The organism is Algoriphagus sp. 10J20-15 (assembly GCF_055809615.1).
Window position 1 is genome coordinate 211,267 of sequence record NZ_JBVVUG010000045.1, and the last position, 15,179, is coordinate 226,445.

A 15,179-nucleotide genomic window follows, 5' to 3' on the forward strand; every position below is an offset into this window, starting at 1 on the left:
ATCTTCGAAGTCGCCAACGATAACTATTCGAAATTGACTTGAAGGAAGTTTTCTGTAGGTATAGTAACTGTTTTTTAAGATTTGGAGTCCGAATTTTCGAGTACGCTAGGTGCTTTCCACTTTACGGATCCCACAGCTCTGCTATTCGCTTGATCAATTGCTTGCGACGATCTTTTCTTTTCATAGATCATAGCAAAAGTCATGATTAAGCTAGTGCCAATGATGACGAAAAGTAAAATTCGTGGCTCGAAACTATCGATTTGAGCTTCCTTAGGAATCCCATAGAAAAGCAAAACAGTGATCAATCCTCTAGGAGCAATGAATACTTGAGGAATAATGTCTTTGCCTTCAAAAATCAGTAATAGAACAATTCGAATTCCATAGATTGAGCCGATCAGGAGACAGCTGATTAAGGCTACTTGTAGATCAAAAAGTGAGGTAATGGTAATAGTTAACCCAAAAATCACAAAGAAAAGCGTTCGAACCACAAAGGCTGTTTCCGCAGTGATTGTGTGCAATTCATGGTAAATCTGATGTGCTTTCGCATAGTCCAATAAGCGGGAAAGTTTGCCTTTGAAGAATAACTTCATGTTTGCGATCACCAACCCGAAAATCAGAATGATAATCAGAGAAGAAAGATGCATTTTTTTGCCTAATGCATAGAGAAGCAACAAAACAGCGATCAACAAGAAAAGCTTCACATTGCTTTTGATTTTCTGAAAAATCAAAATAATTGCATAGCTAGCTATCAACGAAATAGCGACAGTCAACAAGAAATTCCCTCCAAAACCTACCAAACCAGAATCCTCAGCAGGATTTAATTTTCCGGTGAGGAAGTAGAAAAGCATAATTCCCAGAATGTCTGAAAATGTACTTTCATAGATGTGGAATTCCCTTTTTTTGCTTTTCAACCCTGCCACGCTTGGGATAATAATAGCACTCGAAAGAATGGAAAGTGGGGTAGCATAAAGCCATGCGGACTGCATGGTCATCTCAGGAATGTAATAATATAGAATACTTGCTGCTGCCCAGGTCGAGAGCATCAGACCGATCAATGCTATTGCCAGAGATTTTAATATAGGGATGAGCTTTTCACGCTTGAGTTCTAGCTCTAGTGCAGCTTCCAATACGATCATAATAAGGCCAACGATTCCTAAAACCTCCAAAATCGGGAAAAAATCGATAGTTTCTGTGGTGAAATATCCGAGGATATATTGAAGTATCAGGCCCAGAGCGATCAGCATCAACACTGCAGGAATGTTCGTTTTCTTTGATAGACCGTTGAATAGAAAGGATAAAATAATTATCACCGAAAACTCAATGATCAAGTTATAAGAGGATATAAGTTCCATTAGGAGTTAAATTTTTCAGTGGAATTAGTTTGGATATCGTGATCATTCAGGTAGTTGGTGAGATCTTCTTGCTGTGCACCTTTCACCAAAGTATAGTGGAGCAAGTACGTGTTCTCAGCACTAAGCGATTTTAGATTGGAGGGCTTCCCCAGCGCTAAAATCGGATGATCGAAAATCAAGTTCTCTAACTTTTCCTTCGAATGTTCGGATTTAAGATAAAGAGAGCGTTGTTGCTCATTTGTTTGGTTGGAAATCAAGGTGAAACCCGCTCGATCGAAGGAATTAAACCAGACCCATTGCTCACCCTGATCGGTTCCAAGTACCATTCCTAAGCTTCCGATTTTATTCACTCTGCCACGGATTTTCCCAGCTTTCACCAGCGTATGAATAGCGAGCAGGGGACTAGATCTGAGGAAAAGTCCGCTGATATAATTCCCAAGATGCTTGTAGCCAACACCTAAGACTAACAAAATGATAAAACCATGTGTAACCGGGTCTAAAGCTATAAAACCACCTATAACTACTAGCCAAGCCGTTGGCTTATAAAAGAGTCGAAATTTATTAATCAGAATTAAATATTTTTCACTTATCCTCCTTTTTCGGACATAGCGGGTAAGACCGAAAAAACATAGCGATAGTGCTAGGTAAATCGCTGATACGATGAGAATTAAGACAAGGAGATCATTCCAATGATTCATAGTAAAATTGGTTGATTAGGCGAGTAATTCTCTGTATTTCAAAATAGAATAAAGGTCTTGTCTCACTGTGTTTTTTACGATTAGGTACCCATTGGCATCCCGGTCCAAAACGCCAATATTCAGCAGTTTTCTTACGGCAGGCTTGTACTCATTTTCGTATCTGTCGGTAAACAAGTTTTTGAGTTCCAAATCACTGGAATATCCAAAAAGCAAACAATTTTTTAATATGAGAAGCTCAGCAATAGCTAAGAAATCATTGAGATGTGTCTCTTTTTCTGAAAAGCGAATTGACCCATCTTCCTGAACATCTGTACAAAAGATCCACGCTTGCAATACAGCACCAATATTAAAATCAAATTTTTTGGTAAGCCACGGCGATTTTCTTTTGAAGCTGGATTTCATTCATTTTAACTCCATCCTTTTCAAAGATCGATCGATGAGAAGCACCATGACGCAGCATTACTGCCTTATAAATTTCGTCGGAGGTGGAGGTGTTTACATCCAACAAATTAGTAAACCCTTGAGAGAATTTCATTCTGGTATCTAAATGAACCCGAAGTGCATTTGTCATCCCTACTATCACGAATATTTTGGAAGAAATAGAGCTGATGAAATCAATTAGAGCTTCAGCATTTGTGAGTAGAGAAGAGCTTGAATCTCGCCAAAGATGCAAATCATCCAGTACTATAAGTGGTTTGGAATTGCTAACTGATCTTTTAACAAAGTTCAATACCTCTTCCAAATTTTTTCCCACCTTTAGTTTTCTGCCTTCTATGCTGATTTCCGATCCTGGAGTGAGATGATGTACTTCATTTGATTTGAATTGATGCGTGATATACTCCAAAATGGCTGATTTGCCGCAGAGAGGATCTCCTAAAACTGCTAATGACCTATTTTGGCCTTTTTTCCAATAGCCTATAATTTTTTCAATTTCTTTTTCCTGCTCGCTTCGCCTAACCAAAAATAGGTCTCCGATAAAGTTTTTGTTTAGAAATAAAGAATGATAATGGTCTGGTGTTTCCTTTTCATTTCTTGTCTCAAGAATCTGTAGGGCAATATCCAATCGTTGATGTGGTGATTTCTCCTTAGCATCTTTCACCTGCTTACCTAGATTTTTGAAGACATGAGCCATTTTCTGCCAATAAGAATGGAAGCTCCCTTGTTTACTTGATTTCAGTCTGGAGAAATTAGTTTGAAAAGGGACTTTAAGGTATTCTTCTGAAGTATAGAGCTCAGTTACTTTGTAGCTTTGAGAAAGAACATCTTCAATATGCTTGATAAGGTCTTTACTCTGTTTGATAGCATTTTTTTGTTGTTCTGTGATCGAATTTAACGAGCTGATTTCAGCGTCAAAACTTGCAATCTGTTGTGTTTTTTTCGCTACAAGCAAACTGCTTTTGATTTGCGTAGCAATATTCAGCAGCGGAGAAAAAGTAGCTTCTTGGAGATCCCAAAGATCAGTGAGGTAGGGAAGGATTTCGTAGTCAAGCCATTTTTCTGAAGTTTTTCTAAAATCTATTTTTTTCACTACTAGATACCCACCTTCAGAATCTACAGGCACGGAAAGCGATGTAAGTTTATTTACTGAATCTTCCAGATTTCTTAAGGTGCTTTCCGACCGGATTTCCATTCCAACACCTAAATTAATTAGATCCTCAAAAGACTTTAACGTGGAGTTGAGTTGCTCAATTTCGCTGATTTTTGTAAGGTCTTCTAAGCTGGAAAGGGCCTTCTGCTCAAAGAGGGAATTTTTATTGAGAACGTCTGTCCTCATTTGTAGAATCAACTCATGAATCAGACTGTATTGGTCAATGGTTTGCTTTAGCCTGGTATCGTTAAGATTTATTTCATCAAATTGGCCAGAGATGGTCTGAAATTGGGAATGGAATGTTTTCCAAGGATTAGCGAAATGTTTGACTGATTCCAATTTTCTTCCTGAGGACTTCAGGTTTACCCAAAATAGCTTTACGTTCAAGCTGGAAATAATGTAGGTATTTTTCTAATTCAGTAGTGAGCAGCTCTTGAGACTCCTCAAAATGCTCTTGAATCTTAGCTTCCGAAACTAAACCTTCAGAATGCCGAAGCCGGGCTATGCTGAGCTGAAGGAGCACATCTCTCACAAGTAATAAACTTGATTTGATCCTGTCTGGATAAGAAAAGTGAATTAGGTAATGGTCAGGATCTGTGATTTCGACATTATTTTCTACAGAGTCTAGCCATGCTTCGCCCGCTTCGCAATAGTGTGCTAGCAAGCTGCTTCCATTTTTGAATAGATAGGTGTAGAGTTCTTCTGAGCCAACTTGATCAGCTACACCCGTTGTGAACTTCTGAAATTCTTCCAATACAGCATCTATCAGCCTGCTTTTGTCTATTTCTGGCTCGTGCTGAGAAGTGATGGTTTCGTTCATAAATGCTGAAAATGGGAATCAAATAAACTCAAAATTGAGTTTACAAGAGCAACGTAACTCTAAAATTAATTCTTTTCAATAAAGTAAATTCCAAACTATTGAAGAGAGTAATTATTAAGAGCCTGACGAATAGTACCTGGTTTTTGCTCAAATTCCTGCTTTTAATTACCCCAATAACGAGACTTTTTTACTTAAAGCTTGGCCTGTCCCAATAAAAATTCCCGAAACTCGTCAGTGTTAAAATTACTCATTCCTTCCTGGTAGAAAACGATCTTTCCTTCAGGGTTTACTACCAAAGTAGTTGGGATAGATTGGCTTTGCAGGCTTTGATTTAAACCAAAACTAGCATGTGCTGTAGGGAATGTCCAGCTTTTACCTTCTATAAAATCACGACTTTTCTCTATGTTATTGTCAATCCCAATCATGAGAAATTCTAAGTCGGGCTCTTCCTGTACTGATTTATATAATTCGGAAATATGGGGCATTTCAGCACGACAAGGCCCACACCAAGAAGCCCAAAGATTTATGAACAAGGTTTTGCCTCGGTAGCTTTCCAAATCAATTTGCTGCCCATCAAACGTGAGGAATTTACCTCGATAGTCGAATTGCTTATCGGTGAGGTCTGGAATTTCCAGTTTTGGTTTGATCAAGCCTGTAGATAGCATGACAGATTGTATTCCGCCCATAATTACTGGCAAAAGCCCTGTGAAATATAAAAATGCAACTACGCTGAGCATGATGCCCCAGCTTTTAATTTCTTTTTTCCAATCCATTTTTTGAGTCCAAAGTCCAATGTACCAAATCCAACGAGGAAGCACATTTAACTCTTTTAAGTTTTAATAAACAATGATTTTGCGAAGTACGAAATACGATTTACGGTAGAACCACTCGATTTGACGAAATTTTTCAATTTTAAAATCTTCCAATTTTACAATCTTAAAATCAATCCCTTAGTAACTATCCTCACAGATTTTGACTTTTTGATTCATTCCGACCCATTCTAATGCCTTACCTTCGAAGCTAGATTTGATTCCATCCATTATGAATTACGAAGTACAAATAGCCACAGAACTACAAATCAAACCACATCAAGTAAATGCCACGGTGCAGTTACTGGACGAGGGCGGAACGGTTCCATTTATTTCCCGATATAGAAAAGAAGCAACTGGTGAACTGGATGAAGTGCAAGTAGCTGCTATTCGTGACCGGGTATTACAGTTGAGAGAGCTGGCAAAGCGAAAAGAGGCTGTGCTCAAGTCAATCGAGGAGCAAGGAAAATTAACTCCTGAATTGAAAAGTAAAGTGGAGGCAGCGGAGACTATGTCAAAGCTGGAAGATATCTATTTGCCTTATAAGCCTAAGCGTAGAACAAAGGCAACCATTGCCAGAGAAAAGGGCTTGGAGCCACTTGCTGAGCAGATTTTTGAGCAAAAATCTATTGATCTGGATGCTGAAGCAGAGAAGTTTGTGGATGCCTCTAAGGAGGTTAACAATGCAGAGGAAGCTTTGCAAGGTGCCCGCGATATTATGGCAGAGTGGATCAATGAAAAGGCTGAATTAAGGGAGAGAATGCGGAAGCTGTTTTTGGAAGAGGGAGTTTTCTCTTCGAAGGTTTTGCCAGGAAAAGAACAGGAAGCTATAAAATACAAGGACTACTTCGAATGGTCTGAGCCCATAAAATCGGCTCCATCTCACCGCGTTTTGGCGATGAGAAGAGGAGAGAAAGAATTGTTTTTAATGTTGGATTCTGTTCCTGAAGAGGCTTCTGCTATCTATCAGATGGAAAAGATGATTTTAGAGGACGCTTCCAATTCTTCTGTGGATCAAGTGAAGCTAGCGATCAAAGATTGCTACAGGAGATTGCTTAAGCCAAGCATGGAAACTGAAATTCGATTGCTTACCAAGAAAAAAGCCGACGAGGAAGCAATCAAAGTATTTACTGAGAATCTTCGCCAGCTGCTTCTAGGAGCACCTTTGGGCGAAAAGTCAGTGATGGCAATTGACCCAGGTTTCCGAACAGGTTGCAAGTTAGTTTGCCTAGGACCACAAGGCCAATTCCTGCACTATGAAGCTATTTTTCCTCATGAAGCCAATCGCAGAAGTCAGGAGGCTGCGATGAACGTAAAAGGATTGGTGGAGAAATTTGGGATTGAAGCAATTGCTATTGGAAATGGAACTGCTGGGCGTGAGACAGAAGCTTTTATAAAAGGGCTGGGTCTTCCAAAATCGGTGATCGTAACGATGGTGAACGAATCAGGAGCATCCATTTACTCTGCTTCAGATGTAGCGCGTGAGGAATTTCCAGATCTGGATTTGACTGTCAGAGGAGCAGTTTCAATCGGTAGGCGATTGATGGATCCGCTAGCTGAACTGGTGAAGATCGATCCGAAGTCAATTGGAGTAGGTCAATACCAGCATGATGTAGATCAGAATGCATTGAAGAATGCCTTGGATGATACTGTGATGTCTGCTGTAAACGGAGTAGGAGTGGAAGTGAATCTTGCTTCCAAACAACTCTTGACCTACGTTTCTGGCTTGGGGCCAACTTTGGCTCAGAATATTGTTGAATTCAGAAATGAGAATGGGCCATTCAAAAGTCGCGCTCAATTGAAGAAAGTGCCAAGATTGGGAGAGAAAGCATTTGAGCAGGCAGCTGGTTTCTTAAGAATTAGCAAGGCAAAGCATCCGTTGGATTCATCTGCAGTTCATCCGGAGCGCTATGCTTTGGTGGAGCAAATGGCTAAAGATGTGAATGCCTCGGTGTCAGATTTGATGAGTTCGGAGGATTTGAGAAATCGGATTTCCCTAAAGAATTACGTTTCTGAAACGGTTGGTCTTCCTACGCTTCAGGATATTTTGGAGGAACTTGCAAAGCCGGGAAGAGATCCTCGTGAGACCTTCGAAGTTTTTGCTTTTGAGGAATCAGTGAATAGCATGTCTGACCTGAAAGTAGGAATGAAGCTTCCAGGCGTAGTGACAAATATTACGGCTTTTGGAGCTTTTGTAGACGTGGGAGTTCATCAGGATGGATTGGTTCATTTGAGTCATCTGGCTGATCGTTTTGTGAAAGACCCAAATGAGATTGTTTCTGTCAATCAAAAAGTGCAGGTGACTGTGATGGAAGTTGATATACCTCGTAAGCGAGTTGCGCTGAGTATGAAGTCAGATCCATTTGCGGAGCGAGGTAAAAAGATGGAGAAAAGACCAGCTTCTAAACCAGAGAGAAAAGAACCAGAAGGATCAATGGCTGATAAACTGGCTGCCCTGAAAGGGAAGTTTGGAGGATGATGTTTCTATAACCGCAAAGCGCACTGAGGAAGCGCAGAGAAGGCGCAGAAGTATTTTTAAAACAAAACCCAAAGACTTAATTCTTTGGGTTTTTTGTCGAATATAAAAGCCAAAATCAGGAGATGATTGTCGATTCAATTCGGCACTTTTTACTGATTTGAAAAAATTCATCTTCGCCCGAAAGCGAACAAAATTGTTCGGGATATTTGGGCGTGATATTTCAAAATCATTGTTTAGAGCTTTTTGAGCTACTTTTTTTCTGGTTTAATCTTCGCTCAAGGGATTCTTACTATTCTTATATGACGTGAGTGGGGACACTCACGTCGGCGGATAGTTGATTCTCCTGCTTTTTCAGAATTTATAACATTTAAACTATGTGGAAAATTTACTCTAAAATCGCTTGGCGTAACCTTGTAAAAGGTAAGCGTGTGACCTTGATCAACATCTTTGGATTGACGCTGGGAATTACAGCTGCTTTTTTGCTTTTCACTGTCGTTAACTACGAACTCAGTTACGATAATTTTCAATCCAACTCTGATCGGGTATACCGTGTGGTTACTCAGGATGATTATCAAGATGGTATTAGTTATACTCCTGGTGTTTCTCCACCTATGCCCGAAGCATTGAAAAATGACTTATCAGGCGTTGACAATGTTGTCCCAGTAATGACTTCCTATGTATTTGTCACCATTGACAATGCAGTCACTAGCAATGGAGAGAATAATTTTATGGTGGAGGATGCATTCTTCACTACTAGTAACTATTCGTCGCTTTTCGATGTGAAAGTTTTAGCGGGTGATCTTAAAGCCTTAGATCAGCCTGGGCAAGTGGTCCTGACAGAAACTGAAGCGAAGAAACTTTTTGGGACCTGGGAAAATGCTTTTGGAAAGTCTATTCTTTTATCCAAGAACGTGGAGGCAAGCGTTGGAGGTATTGTGGCGGATATTCCTGACAATAGCAATTTCAAGTTTAACATGCTTGCCTCGTATCAAACGCTACAAAGTAACGAGGAGGTTTTTAATATTTACTTTGATGAGTGGGGAAGTTTTGGAAGTAATTTCCAACTGTATTTGAAGCTTCCACAGTCTGAGTCTGCAGAGCAGGTAAACGAACAATTACTTGCTTTCGCAGAAAAGAACTACAAGGATCGCGGGACTTCAAAGAAATCTTTTTTCCTACAAGCGATGGGAGATATTCACTTCGATACTCGATTTGACCCTATCAGTGGCGATATGATTAGAAAAGAGACAATTTATACGCTTGGATTGATTGGTGTTTTTATTCTAATCATGGCTTCTATCAACTTTGTTAATCTATCTACTGCACAGGCAATAGGGAAAAGTAAGGAAGTTGGAATCAGGAAAGTAATGGGAGGAAGTAGGTTGCAGGTGATTGGACAATCTTTTGGAGAAACATTTATGGTTGTATTTATTTCGGCTGTCATTTCTACGCTGGCAGCGACGATTTTGCTTCCTTTTCTCAGCAAAGTAGCCGAAGTGCCTGAGTCTATTCAATTGATTACTCCTACATTTCTTTTGTTTTCTACGGCAATAATTTTGGGTGTCACTTTTCTTTCAGGACTATACCCAGCATTGATTCTTTCCGGTTTTCAGCCAATTCAGGCATTGAAAAACAAGATTCAAGTGGCTCAAATAGGCGGGGTTTCATTACGAAGAAGTTTCAGTAGTATTGCAATTTGTGATTGCGCAGGTGCTGATGATTGCGACGGTGATCGCAGTCAAGCAAATGACAGAGATTCAGGATGCTGATTTAGGTTTTTCGAAGGAAGCTGTTTACTACTTTGACCTACCTTCAGAGGAGTCAAAAGACGGTAGGTTGGATGTGCTGAAGCAGCGTTTGGAGTCGAATTCTCAAATCAAAAGTGTCACTATTTCAAGTGATGTTCCTTCCTCTAATAATAACTGGGCTTCTAATTTTTGGTTTGATGGAAAAAGGGAAGATGTACAATTCATGACTTTCCTGAAGTATGGAGATGCTGATTATTTCGAGAATTTTGGTTTACAGTTTTTAGCTGGGAATGGTTTTTCAGAAAGCGATACCCTAAAGGAGGCAGTAATTAATGAAACCATGGCTAAGAAGCTCAATTTAACGAATCCTCAAGATGCAGTTGGCAAGACGATCACTATCGGTGGAGGTGGACCTTGGATGACGATTACCGGCGTGGTTAAGGACTTTGCACAAAACTCCCTGAGAGAGGAAATCAAACCTTTTATCATTGCCACAGAAAAATCTCAATATGAAGTTGTAGGATTGAAACTAGATAAAGATGCAGGTAAGGAAACGCTCACGAGTATTGAAAATGAGTTCAAGGCTATCTATCCAGACGCGATCTATTCGGGGAAATTTCTAGATGAAACTATTGCGAATTTCTACCAGAGGGAAAATCAATTGGCGCTGGTTTATAAAGTCTTTGCAGTACTTTCAATCATAATTTCCTCTATTGGATTATATGGTTTGATCTCATTTATGGTGGGTCAGAAGCTAAAGGAAATAGGAATCAGAAAAGTGCTTGGTGCTTCTATTCCGCAAATAACTTTCTTGCTTTCGAAGGAATTCATTTTACTTGTATTCATAGCATTTGCGATAGCAGTTCCCCTTGGCTATTACTTCACAAATCAATGGCTGCAAAATTTCGCCTATCAGACATCTGTTCCTTTAGGCCTCTATGTGTTGGTCATTGCAGTTTCACTTTTGATCACTGCCACTACAGTTGGTTACCGATCTGTAAAAGCAGCTTTAGGAAATCCAGTCGATAGTTTAGCAGATGAATAAAAAATAAAAGGGGATTCGATCCCCTTTTATTTTATCCTAAAACTTCTGCAGTGATTTCCAATGATCTTAACCTTTTTGCAGGCTCGTAGATGTTGGTAGACACCATCAGCTCATTGACTTCCACTTGTTTGAAGAAGCTTTCAAATTGTGGTTTGAGGGATTCTTTTGTTCCAATAAAAGTACAAGCCATCATATTCTGAATTGCAGCAGCTTCTGGTTCTGACCAGACTCCTTCCATACTTTTCACAGGCTTTTTGCATAGGATATGATTTTCCTCGGATAATTCCCAAAGCAGTTTGATAAAACGAAGTGGCCAAGGTCGGTCGAGCTTCCTCGTCAGTGTCCGCAGCGATTACATTTACACAAGAAATGAAATAGGGCTTCTGAGAGGACTCAGAGGGCTGGAAGTTTTCTCTATAGTATTTTGACGCGTTGATTAGGTAGCCTGGTGCGAAGTGGCTTGCAAATGCGTAGGGTAATCCTTTTTGCGAAGCTAATACTGCACTGCTCATACTTGAGCCCAAGAGATAAATAGGAACGTCTATTCCTTCTGCGGGAAAGGCTCGAACTTTCGAATCCATATTTTCCTCTGAAAAATAGCGTCTCAAATCATCAGGTCATTTGGGAATTCCTGCACAGACTCATGTCGCCCTCTTCGTAAAGCTGTCGCTGTCGTCTGATCGGTTCCTGGAGCTCTTCCAAGTCCTAGATCAATTCGGTTAGGATAAAGTGTCGCTAGTGTACCAAACTGCTCGGCAATAATCAGTGGGCTGTGATTGGGAAGCATAATTCCTCCGGATCCCAGACGGATTTTTGAAGTTCCATTTGCCAAATAGCCAATCAATACCTGAGGAGAGGAGCTGCCGACGTTGGCCATGTTGTGATGCTCGGCGAGCCACATGCGGGTATAGCCAAGTTCCTCCGCTTTCTGAGCCACTTGTAAACTTCTTAGGTAGGCATCTTTGGCATCGTAATCCTCTCGAATGATCGCAAGGTCAAGTATAGAATAGGGTAGGTTCATTTTCAAAATAGGTGATTGCTTAATAGTTAGTAAGCAAATTGAAATTCATTCAAGAAAGTTTCGGGGATTCCTTTTTATTGGACGAATTTTCATGCTACCCAACTCAACAAATTGAGAATATTCTACCTCAACTAAGGATAATAGTGAATGGTCCTACCTTAAAAAACTATGTTAATAGCTTATTTGAGCTGTTTTTTATATGGCAGGTTTTTTGAAATTCCTAAAGGATAAAACCAACATGATTTATCTAAGATTCTGAGACTCAATTAAGCTTTAATTTCCATTAGGTGACCTAGGTAATTCATTTCTTAAACCAAAAAATATATTCTTATGAGCTCAGTAACGATGATTAAAAACAATGCTATTGTGACATTTGAAAGCTGTATAGAATCTTGTACTATCTGTATTGAATCATGCTCAGTAATCGGCCTGGGATGCAAGATTGTATCAATGTACTGCGAACGATGTATAGATGCCTGCAAAGACTGTATTGCATCAACAAACAAAAGTTCTCTCGATACCGCTATTTATCTTCAGCAATGTGTCGATGCTTGTTATAATTGCGCCCGGGAGTGTGAAAAGCATACACATGACAGTTGTAGACAATGCGCAGAGGCTTGCAGAAGTTGTATAGAGGAATGTGAATCTCTTTTAGCGTAAATTAGAAAAAGAAGGCCTGATGAATTTGTATCCATCAGGCCTTTCTATTAATTATTATACAGTTCTTTGTAGTCATCCATATCCGTTCCTTTATTGAAATGGCGGATATTATAAGTGAAGGACAACATGAAGTAGCGTTGCATCACATTGTTTTGGCCATCTTCCACAAATGCGTCAGTGACATTTCTATACACACTTCTGTTTTGTCCAAGTATATCATAAGCATTTAAAGAAATTTCTCCGCGCTGGTTAGCAAAAACTTTTTTACCTAAACTCATATTCATCAATACTACATTCGCATCAAATCCTTCAGAGAGTCCGGAGTTCAATTGATGGTTTACATCCAGTCTGTAGATAAAACCCTCCCAAATAATCCAGCTTAAGTTTAACCTTGAGCGCTGGTTGTAGAAGTCGTTATTCAGGCTTTCGTTTAGCGTGTTTTCCACATTGTTAAATGAAAAACGTGTGGAGATATTAAAGTCTATCTGATCTGAAATATTACTACTTAGCGATATACCTGTACTGATCCTTTGAGAGTTATTGAAGCTTATTTGGTTGTTAACCATTACAGGCCTTTTCGTGCTGCTAAATCCTCCGTTGATATTAAAGTTGGACTTGACGAAGTCAAGGGGAATACCATAACTCACCCAAGATCTAAAGTCTTTATACCCATCTAAATTTACTGGCCTGAAAAGCTGAGAACCTTTTTCCAGGATAATCCCGCCTGGCAATTCAGTAGCTTCCTCAGCTGTAAATGTACTATTGGAAACGGCGTTTTCTGTCAGATTATACTGGGCAAAAACAAACCATGAACGGTCGTTTTCTTGGGTTGTTGCTACGAAATCTAAACCTTATTCTATTGGAATAGGACTGGTCTAGGTTTGGGTTACCTGTTCGTAATTGCAGTGGATTAGAGTTATCTATTACGTTTTGCAATTGACCCACCGACGGTGCATCCACATCAGTATCATAATCAATCTCAAAGTTTGTAGTAGATGATATGGTATAATCAAATCTGATGGTAGGCATGAAGCTTTGGAAGGTCCGATCTATTGTTCCTACGGCAGGGAATAGTTGATCATTTTTAAGGTTTGCGTTCTGATATTCCAATTCTGCCTGAAATTTCAATTTCTCCAATTGATATTGATACCCAAGCTCAACTTCATGTCTAAGGTATTTACTTTCAAATGAATTACTTAAAGCGGTGTCGAGTTCTAAATTAGGGTTACTGATATCATCATTCAAAATATCAAAAGTCAACTGATCAGAATCGTTAAATCTATTGCCGATTTCGTATTCCAGCTCCATCTGACCATTTTTTCCTTAATGGTTCGGTATAAGAAATTCCTGTTTCCCAATCGTAGCCAGAGCGGTCACGTGTGATGTTCTGATTGATAATTTCGGTCCGCTCATCAGGTTGAAAATAAATGTTTGTAGCCGTTCGCAACGCGTTATCATTGTTCCCATGACTACCAGTATTTGCACTAAGGGTTATTGTTCTACCTTCCTTATTGAATTTATGACTGTAAAACAATCTATGGAACATGTCATAATCTTCATTGTCTGCTGACCGAATATTTTCAGTCTGGTTAAGAGGTCCCTCAGCATTTACACTTTCCCAAAAAAACCAGAGTTTTCTTTTTCAAAACTTGCTGAAAATCTAGGACGATATAAGATTCTATTATTTTCGTTGATGTTATATTCCAATCTCATGTCGAAGCGGTGATCCTGTCTAGTTCGGGTTTCTCGACTATCTTCTGTATAGATTTGGCCAGAATTAGAACTGGTAACATATTCTCTGATCAGACTTGATTCATTCGTGTTTTTACGGTTGTTGTATTGATAGCTGCCACTGATTTTTATTTTTTCACCCCAATTGTCCGAATAGTTAATTCCAAAGATATTGGTATTGACTATGCCATTTTGAGGACGGTTGTTGCTCTGAATATTTGCATCACTGGAGTAGTCCAAGACGTTGATGTTATTACTAAGTCCTGTGATAGTAATTCGCTGGTCTTCGTTAAACGAATTAACGCTTGCCCCTGCTAAATAACGATCGTCAGTTCCATATCCTGCAGTAGTTTTTCCAAATATTCCTTTTCTACGATTTGGTTTAGTGATAATGTTAATGGTTTTCATACGTTCACCATCATCAAACCCACTTAGAAGAGCTTTATCACTTTTTTGATCAAAAATCTCAATTCCCTGGATTACTTCTGCAGGAAGATTTTGCAGTGCTGTTGTCACATCTCCACCAAAAAATGGCTTCCCATCCACCAATACTTGAGTGATTGCTTCACCCTGCGCTTGCAAGGAACCATCTTGTGAAATTACACCAGGGAGTTTTTCAATTAATGTCTGAGCACTAGCGTCTTTCATAGTTTTGAACGCATCAGCATTAAAAAGCGTAGTATCTCCTTTTTGTTCTCCTTGGGATCTTCTAGCGCTGATCGTCACCTCATCCAATGCAGTAGCTTCTTCCTTTAGGCCTAATACACCTATATCAATATCCTGAGTGACATTGATAGACTTATAAAGGTTCTCGTAGCCTAAATATTGAATCTTCAGCAAGTATTCCCCATTCTTCACATTTGTAATCTCAAACTCACCATCCAAATCTGAAATCATTCCATCTACCTGAATGGAATCAGGTAAATTTTGAAGTAAAATGGTGGCGTTTGGAATTGTGATTTCTGTACCAGCTTGTTTTACTCTTCCTTTTATCGAATAAGTTTGGGCTGAAAGTTTGGGTACAGCAATTAAAAATAATAGGAATAGACAGAGGTAAGATTTCATTGGTGTAGGTTAGTTGGATGCTTTAAAAAAAGCTGGTCTCCCATTCATAGAGAGATTTTTTGGTGGTATTTTAGTCAAAGACTTTAAGCCAAATGAACGAACTATTGTTCAAGATAAAGAGCGATAATTGGCTAAGCGGTCAAATGCTCTATTGAGTAGTAAA

15 protein-coding genes are annotated in these 15,179 nt (G+C 39.4%); 4 read left to right on the forward strand and 11 right to left on the reverse strand.

The annotated features are described in order from the left end of the window. Positions 1-74 precede the first annotated feature (74 nt). The 6 genes from AC0L6R_RS20685 to AC0L6R_RS20710 all read right to left on the reverse strand — a co-directional run bounded on the left by AC0L6R_RS20685 (position 75) and on the right by AC0L6R_RS20710 (position 5,231). Positions 75-1,352, reverse strand: coding sequence for a cation:proton antiporter domain-containing protein (locus tag AC0L6R_RS20685; protein WP_473272932.1), 1,278 nt, complete (start codon positions 1,350-1,352; stop codon positions 75-77). Then, positions 1,352-2,050 (reverse strand): hypothetical protein, encoded by a 699-nt coding sequence (locus AC0L6R_RS20690; RefSeq protein ID WP_473272933.1) that lies wholly within the window; start codon positions 2,048-2,050, stop codon positions 1,352-1,354. Before AC0L6R_RS20690 ends, AC0L6R_RS20685 begins: the two co-directional genes overlap by 1 nt. A gap of 15 nt (positions 2,051-2,065) precedes the next feature. Next, complete coding sequence (locus AC0L6R_RS20695; protein WP_473272934.1) at positions 2,066-2,452, reverse strand: hypothetical protein; 387 nt, start codon at positions 2,450-2,452, stop codon at positions 2,066-2,068. Continuing rightward, positions 2,403-3,977, reverse strand: coding sequence for a P-loop NTPase family protein (locus AC0L6R_RS20700; protein WP_473272935.1), 1,575 nt, complete (start codon positions 3,975-3,977; stop codon positions 2,403-2,405). The genes AC0L6R_RS20695 and AC0L6R_RS20700 overlap by 50 nt, the downstream gene beginning before the upstream one ends. Then, positions 3,952-4,458, reverse strand: coding sequence for a hypothetical protein (locus AC0L6R_RS20705; RefSeq protein ID WP_473272936.1), 507 nt, complete (start codon positions 4,456-4,458; stop codon positions 3,952-3,954). Before AC0L6R_RS20705 ends, AC0L6R_RS20700 begins: the two co-directional genes overlap by 26 nt. 191 nt (positions 4,459-4,649) lie before the next feature. Then, on the reverse strand, positions 4,650-5,231 hold the full coding sequence (locus AC0L6R_RS20710; protein ID WP_283411417.1) for a TlpA family protein disulfide reductase: 582 nt from the start codon (positions 5,229-5,231) through the stop codon (positions 4,650-4,652). Positions 5,232-5,499: 268 nt separating this feature from the next. Between AC0L6R_RS20710 and AC0L6R_RS20715 the strand changes: the two genes are divergently transcribed. The 3 genes from AC0L6R_RS20715 (at position 5,500) to AC0L6R_RS20725 (ending at position 10,539) form a co-directional block, all read left to right on the forward strand. Next, a complete protein-coding gene (locus AC0L6R_RS20715; RefSeq protein ID WP_473272937.1) occupies positions 5,500-7,746 on the forward strand; it encodes a Tex family protein in 2,247 nt (748 codons plus the stop codon). A 374-nt stretch (positions 7,747-8,120) separates the two neighbouring features. Beyond that, positions 8,121-9,515 (forward strand): ABC transporter permease, encoded by a 1,395-nt coding sequence (locus tag AC0L6R_RS20720; RefSeq protein ID WP_473272939.1) that lies wholly within the window; start codon positions 8,121-8,123, stop codon positions 9,513-9,515. Beyond that, positions 9,493-10,539, forward strand: a complete 1,047-nt coding sequence (locus tag AC0L6R_RS20725) for an ABC transporter permease (protein ID WP_473272940.1) — start codon at positions 9,493-9,495, stop codon at positions 10,537-10,539. The genes AC0L6R_RS20720 and AC0L6R_RS20725 overlap by 23 nt, the downstream gene beginning before the upstream one ends. A 140-nt stretch (positions 10,540-10,679) precedes the next feature. Here AC0L6R_RS20725 and AC0L6R_RS20730 read toward each other — a convergent pair whose 3' ends face one another. After that, a complete protein-coding gene (locus AC0L6R_RS20730) occupies positions 10,680-11,120 on the reverse strand; it encodes a hypothetical protein (protein WP_473272941.1) in 441 nt (146 codons plus the stop codon). 23 nt (positions 11,121-11,143) lie between these two features. After that, on the reverse strand, positions 11,144-11,560 hold the full coding sequence (locus AC0L6R_RS20735; protein ID WP_473272942.1) for an MsnO8 family LLM class oxidoreductase: 417 nt from the start codon (positions 11,558-11,560) through the stop codon (positions 11,144-11,146). 345 nt (positions 11,561-11,905) lie between these two features. Here AC0L6R_RS20735 and AC0L6R_RS20740 point away from each other — a divergent pair, with 345 nt between their 5' ends. Then, the gene (locus AC0L6R_RS20740) at positions 11,906-12,220 is read left to right on the forward strand and encodes a four-helix bundle copper-binding protein (protein WP_473272999.1); all 315 of its coding nucleotides are present in this window, start codon (positions 11,906-11,908) and stop codon (positions 12,218-12,220) included. 47 nt (positions 12,221-12,267) lie between these two features. On the opposite strand, the gene AC0L6R_RS20745 is transcribed toward AC0L6R_RS20740, so the two are convergent. The 3 genes from AC0L6R_RS20745 to AC0L6R_RS20755 form a co-directional block, all read right to left on the reverse strand. Further along, positions 12,268-12,951, reverse strand: coding sequence for a porin family protein (locus AC0L6R_RS20745; RefSeq protein ID WP_473272943.1), 684 nt, complete (start codon positions 12,949-12,951; stop codon positions 12,268-12,270). A gap of 55 nt (positions 12,952-13,006) precedes the next feature. Beyond that, positions 13,007-13,528, reverse strand: coding sequence for an outer membrane beta-barrel protein (locus tag AC0L6R_RS20750; protein WP_473272944.1), 522 nt, complete (start codon positions 13,526-13,528; stop codon positions 13,007-13,009). A gap of 300 nt (positions 13,529-13,828) precedes the next feature. Continuing rightward, complete coding sequence (locus AC0L6R_RS20755; protein WP_473272945.1) at positions 13,829-15,016, reverse strand: carboxypeptidase-like regulatory domain-containing protein; 1,188 nt, start codon at positions 15,014-15,016, stop codon at positions 13,829-13,831. Between the last annotated feature and the right edge of the window lie 163 nt (positions 15,017-15,179).

What these genes read in the sequence shown, in the direction of transcription:
- AC0L6R_RS20690 (WP_473272933.1), bottom strand. Translation starts at nt 2,050, where the DNA reads ATGAATCATTGGAATGATCTCCTTGTCTTAATTCTCATCGTATCAGCG.
- AC0L6R_RS20685 (WP_473272932.1), bottom strand. Translation starts at nt 1,352, where the DNA reads ATGGAACTTATATCCTCTTATAACTTGATCATTGAGTTTTCGGTGATA.
- AC0L6R_RS20750 (WP_473272944.1), bottom strand. Translation starts at nt 13,528, where the DNA reads ATGGAGCTGGAATACGAAATCGGCAATAGATTTAACGATTCTGATCAG.
- AC0L6R_RS20725 (WP_473272940.1), top strand. Translation starts at nt 9,493, where the DNA reads ATGACAGAGATTCAGGATGCTGATTTAGGTTTTTCGAAGGAAGCTGTT.
- AC0L6R_RS20710 (WP_283411417.1), bottom strand. Translation starts at nt 5,231, where the DNA reads ATGGATTGGAAAAAAGAAATTAAAAGCTGGGGCATCATGCTCAGCGTA.
- AC0L6R_RS20730 (WP_473272941.1), bottom strand. Translation starts at nt 11,120, where the DNA reads ATGGATTCGAAAGTTCGAGCCTTTCCCGCAGAAGGAATAGACGTTCCT.
- AC0L6R_RS20705 (WP_473272936.1), bottom strand. Translation starts at nt 4,458, where the DNA reads ATGAACGAAACCATCACTTCTCAGCACGAGCCAGAAATAGACAAAAGC.
- AC0L6R_RS20740 (WP_473272999.1), top strand. Translation starts at nt 11,906, where the DNA reads ATGATTAAAAACAATGCTATTGTGACATTTGAAAGCTGTATAGAATCT.
- AC0L6R_RS20715 (WP_473272937.1), top strand. Translation starts at nt 5,500, where the DNA reads ATGAATTACGAAGTACAAATAGCCACAGAACTACAAATCAAACCACAT.
- AC0L6R_RS20695 (WP_473272934.1), bottom strand. Translation starts at nt 2,452, where the DNA reads ATGAAATCCAGCTTCAAAAGAAAATCGCCGTGGCTTACCAAAAAATTT.
- AC0L6R_RS20755 (WP_473272945.1), bottom strand. Translation starts at nt 15,016, where the DNA reads ATGAAATCTTACCTCTGTCTATTCCTATTATTTTTAATTGCTGTACCC.
- AC0L6R_RS20735 (WP_473272942.1), bottom strand. Translation starts at nt 11,560, where the DNA reads ATGAACCTACCCTATTCTATACTTGACCTTGCGATCATTCGAGAGGAT.
- AC0L6R_RS20720 (WP_473272939.1), top strand. Translation starts at nt 8,121, where the DNA reads ATGTGGAAAATTTACTCTAAAATCGCTTGGCGTAACCTTGTAAAAGGT.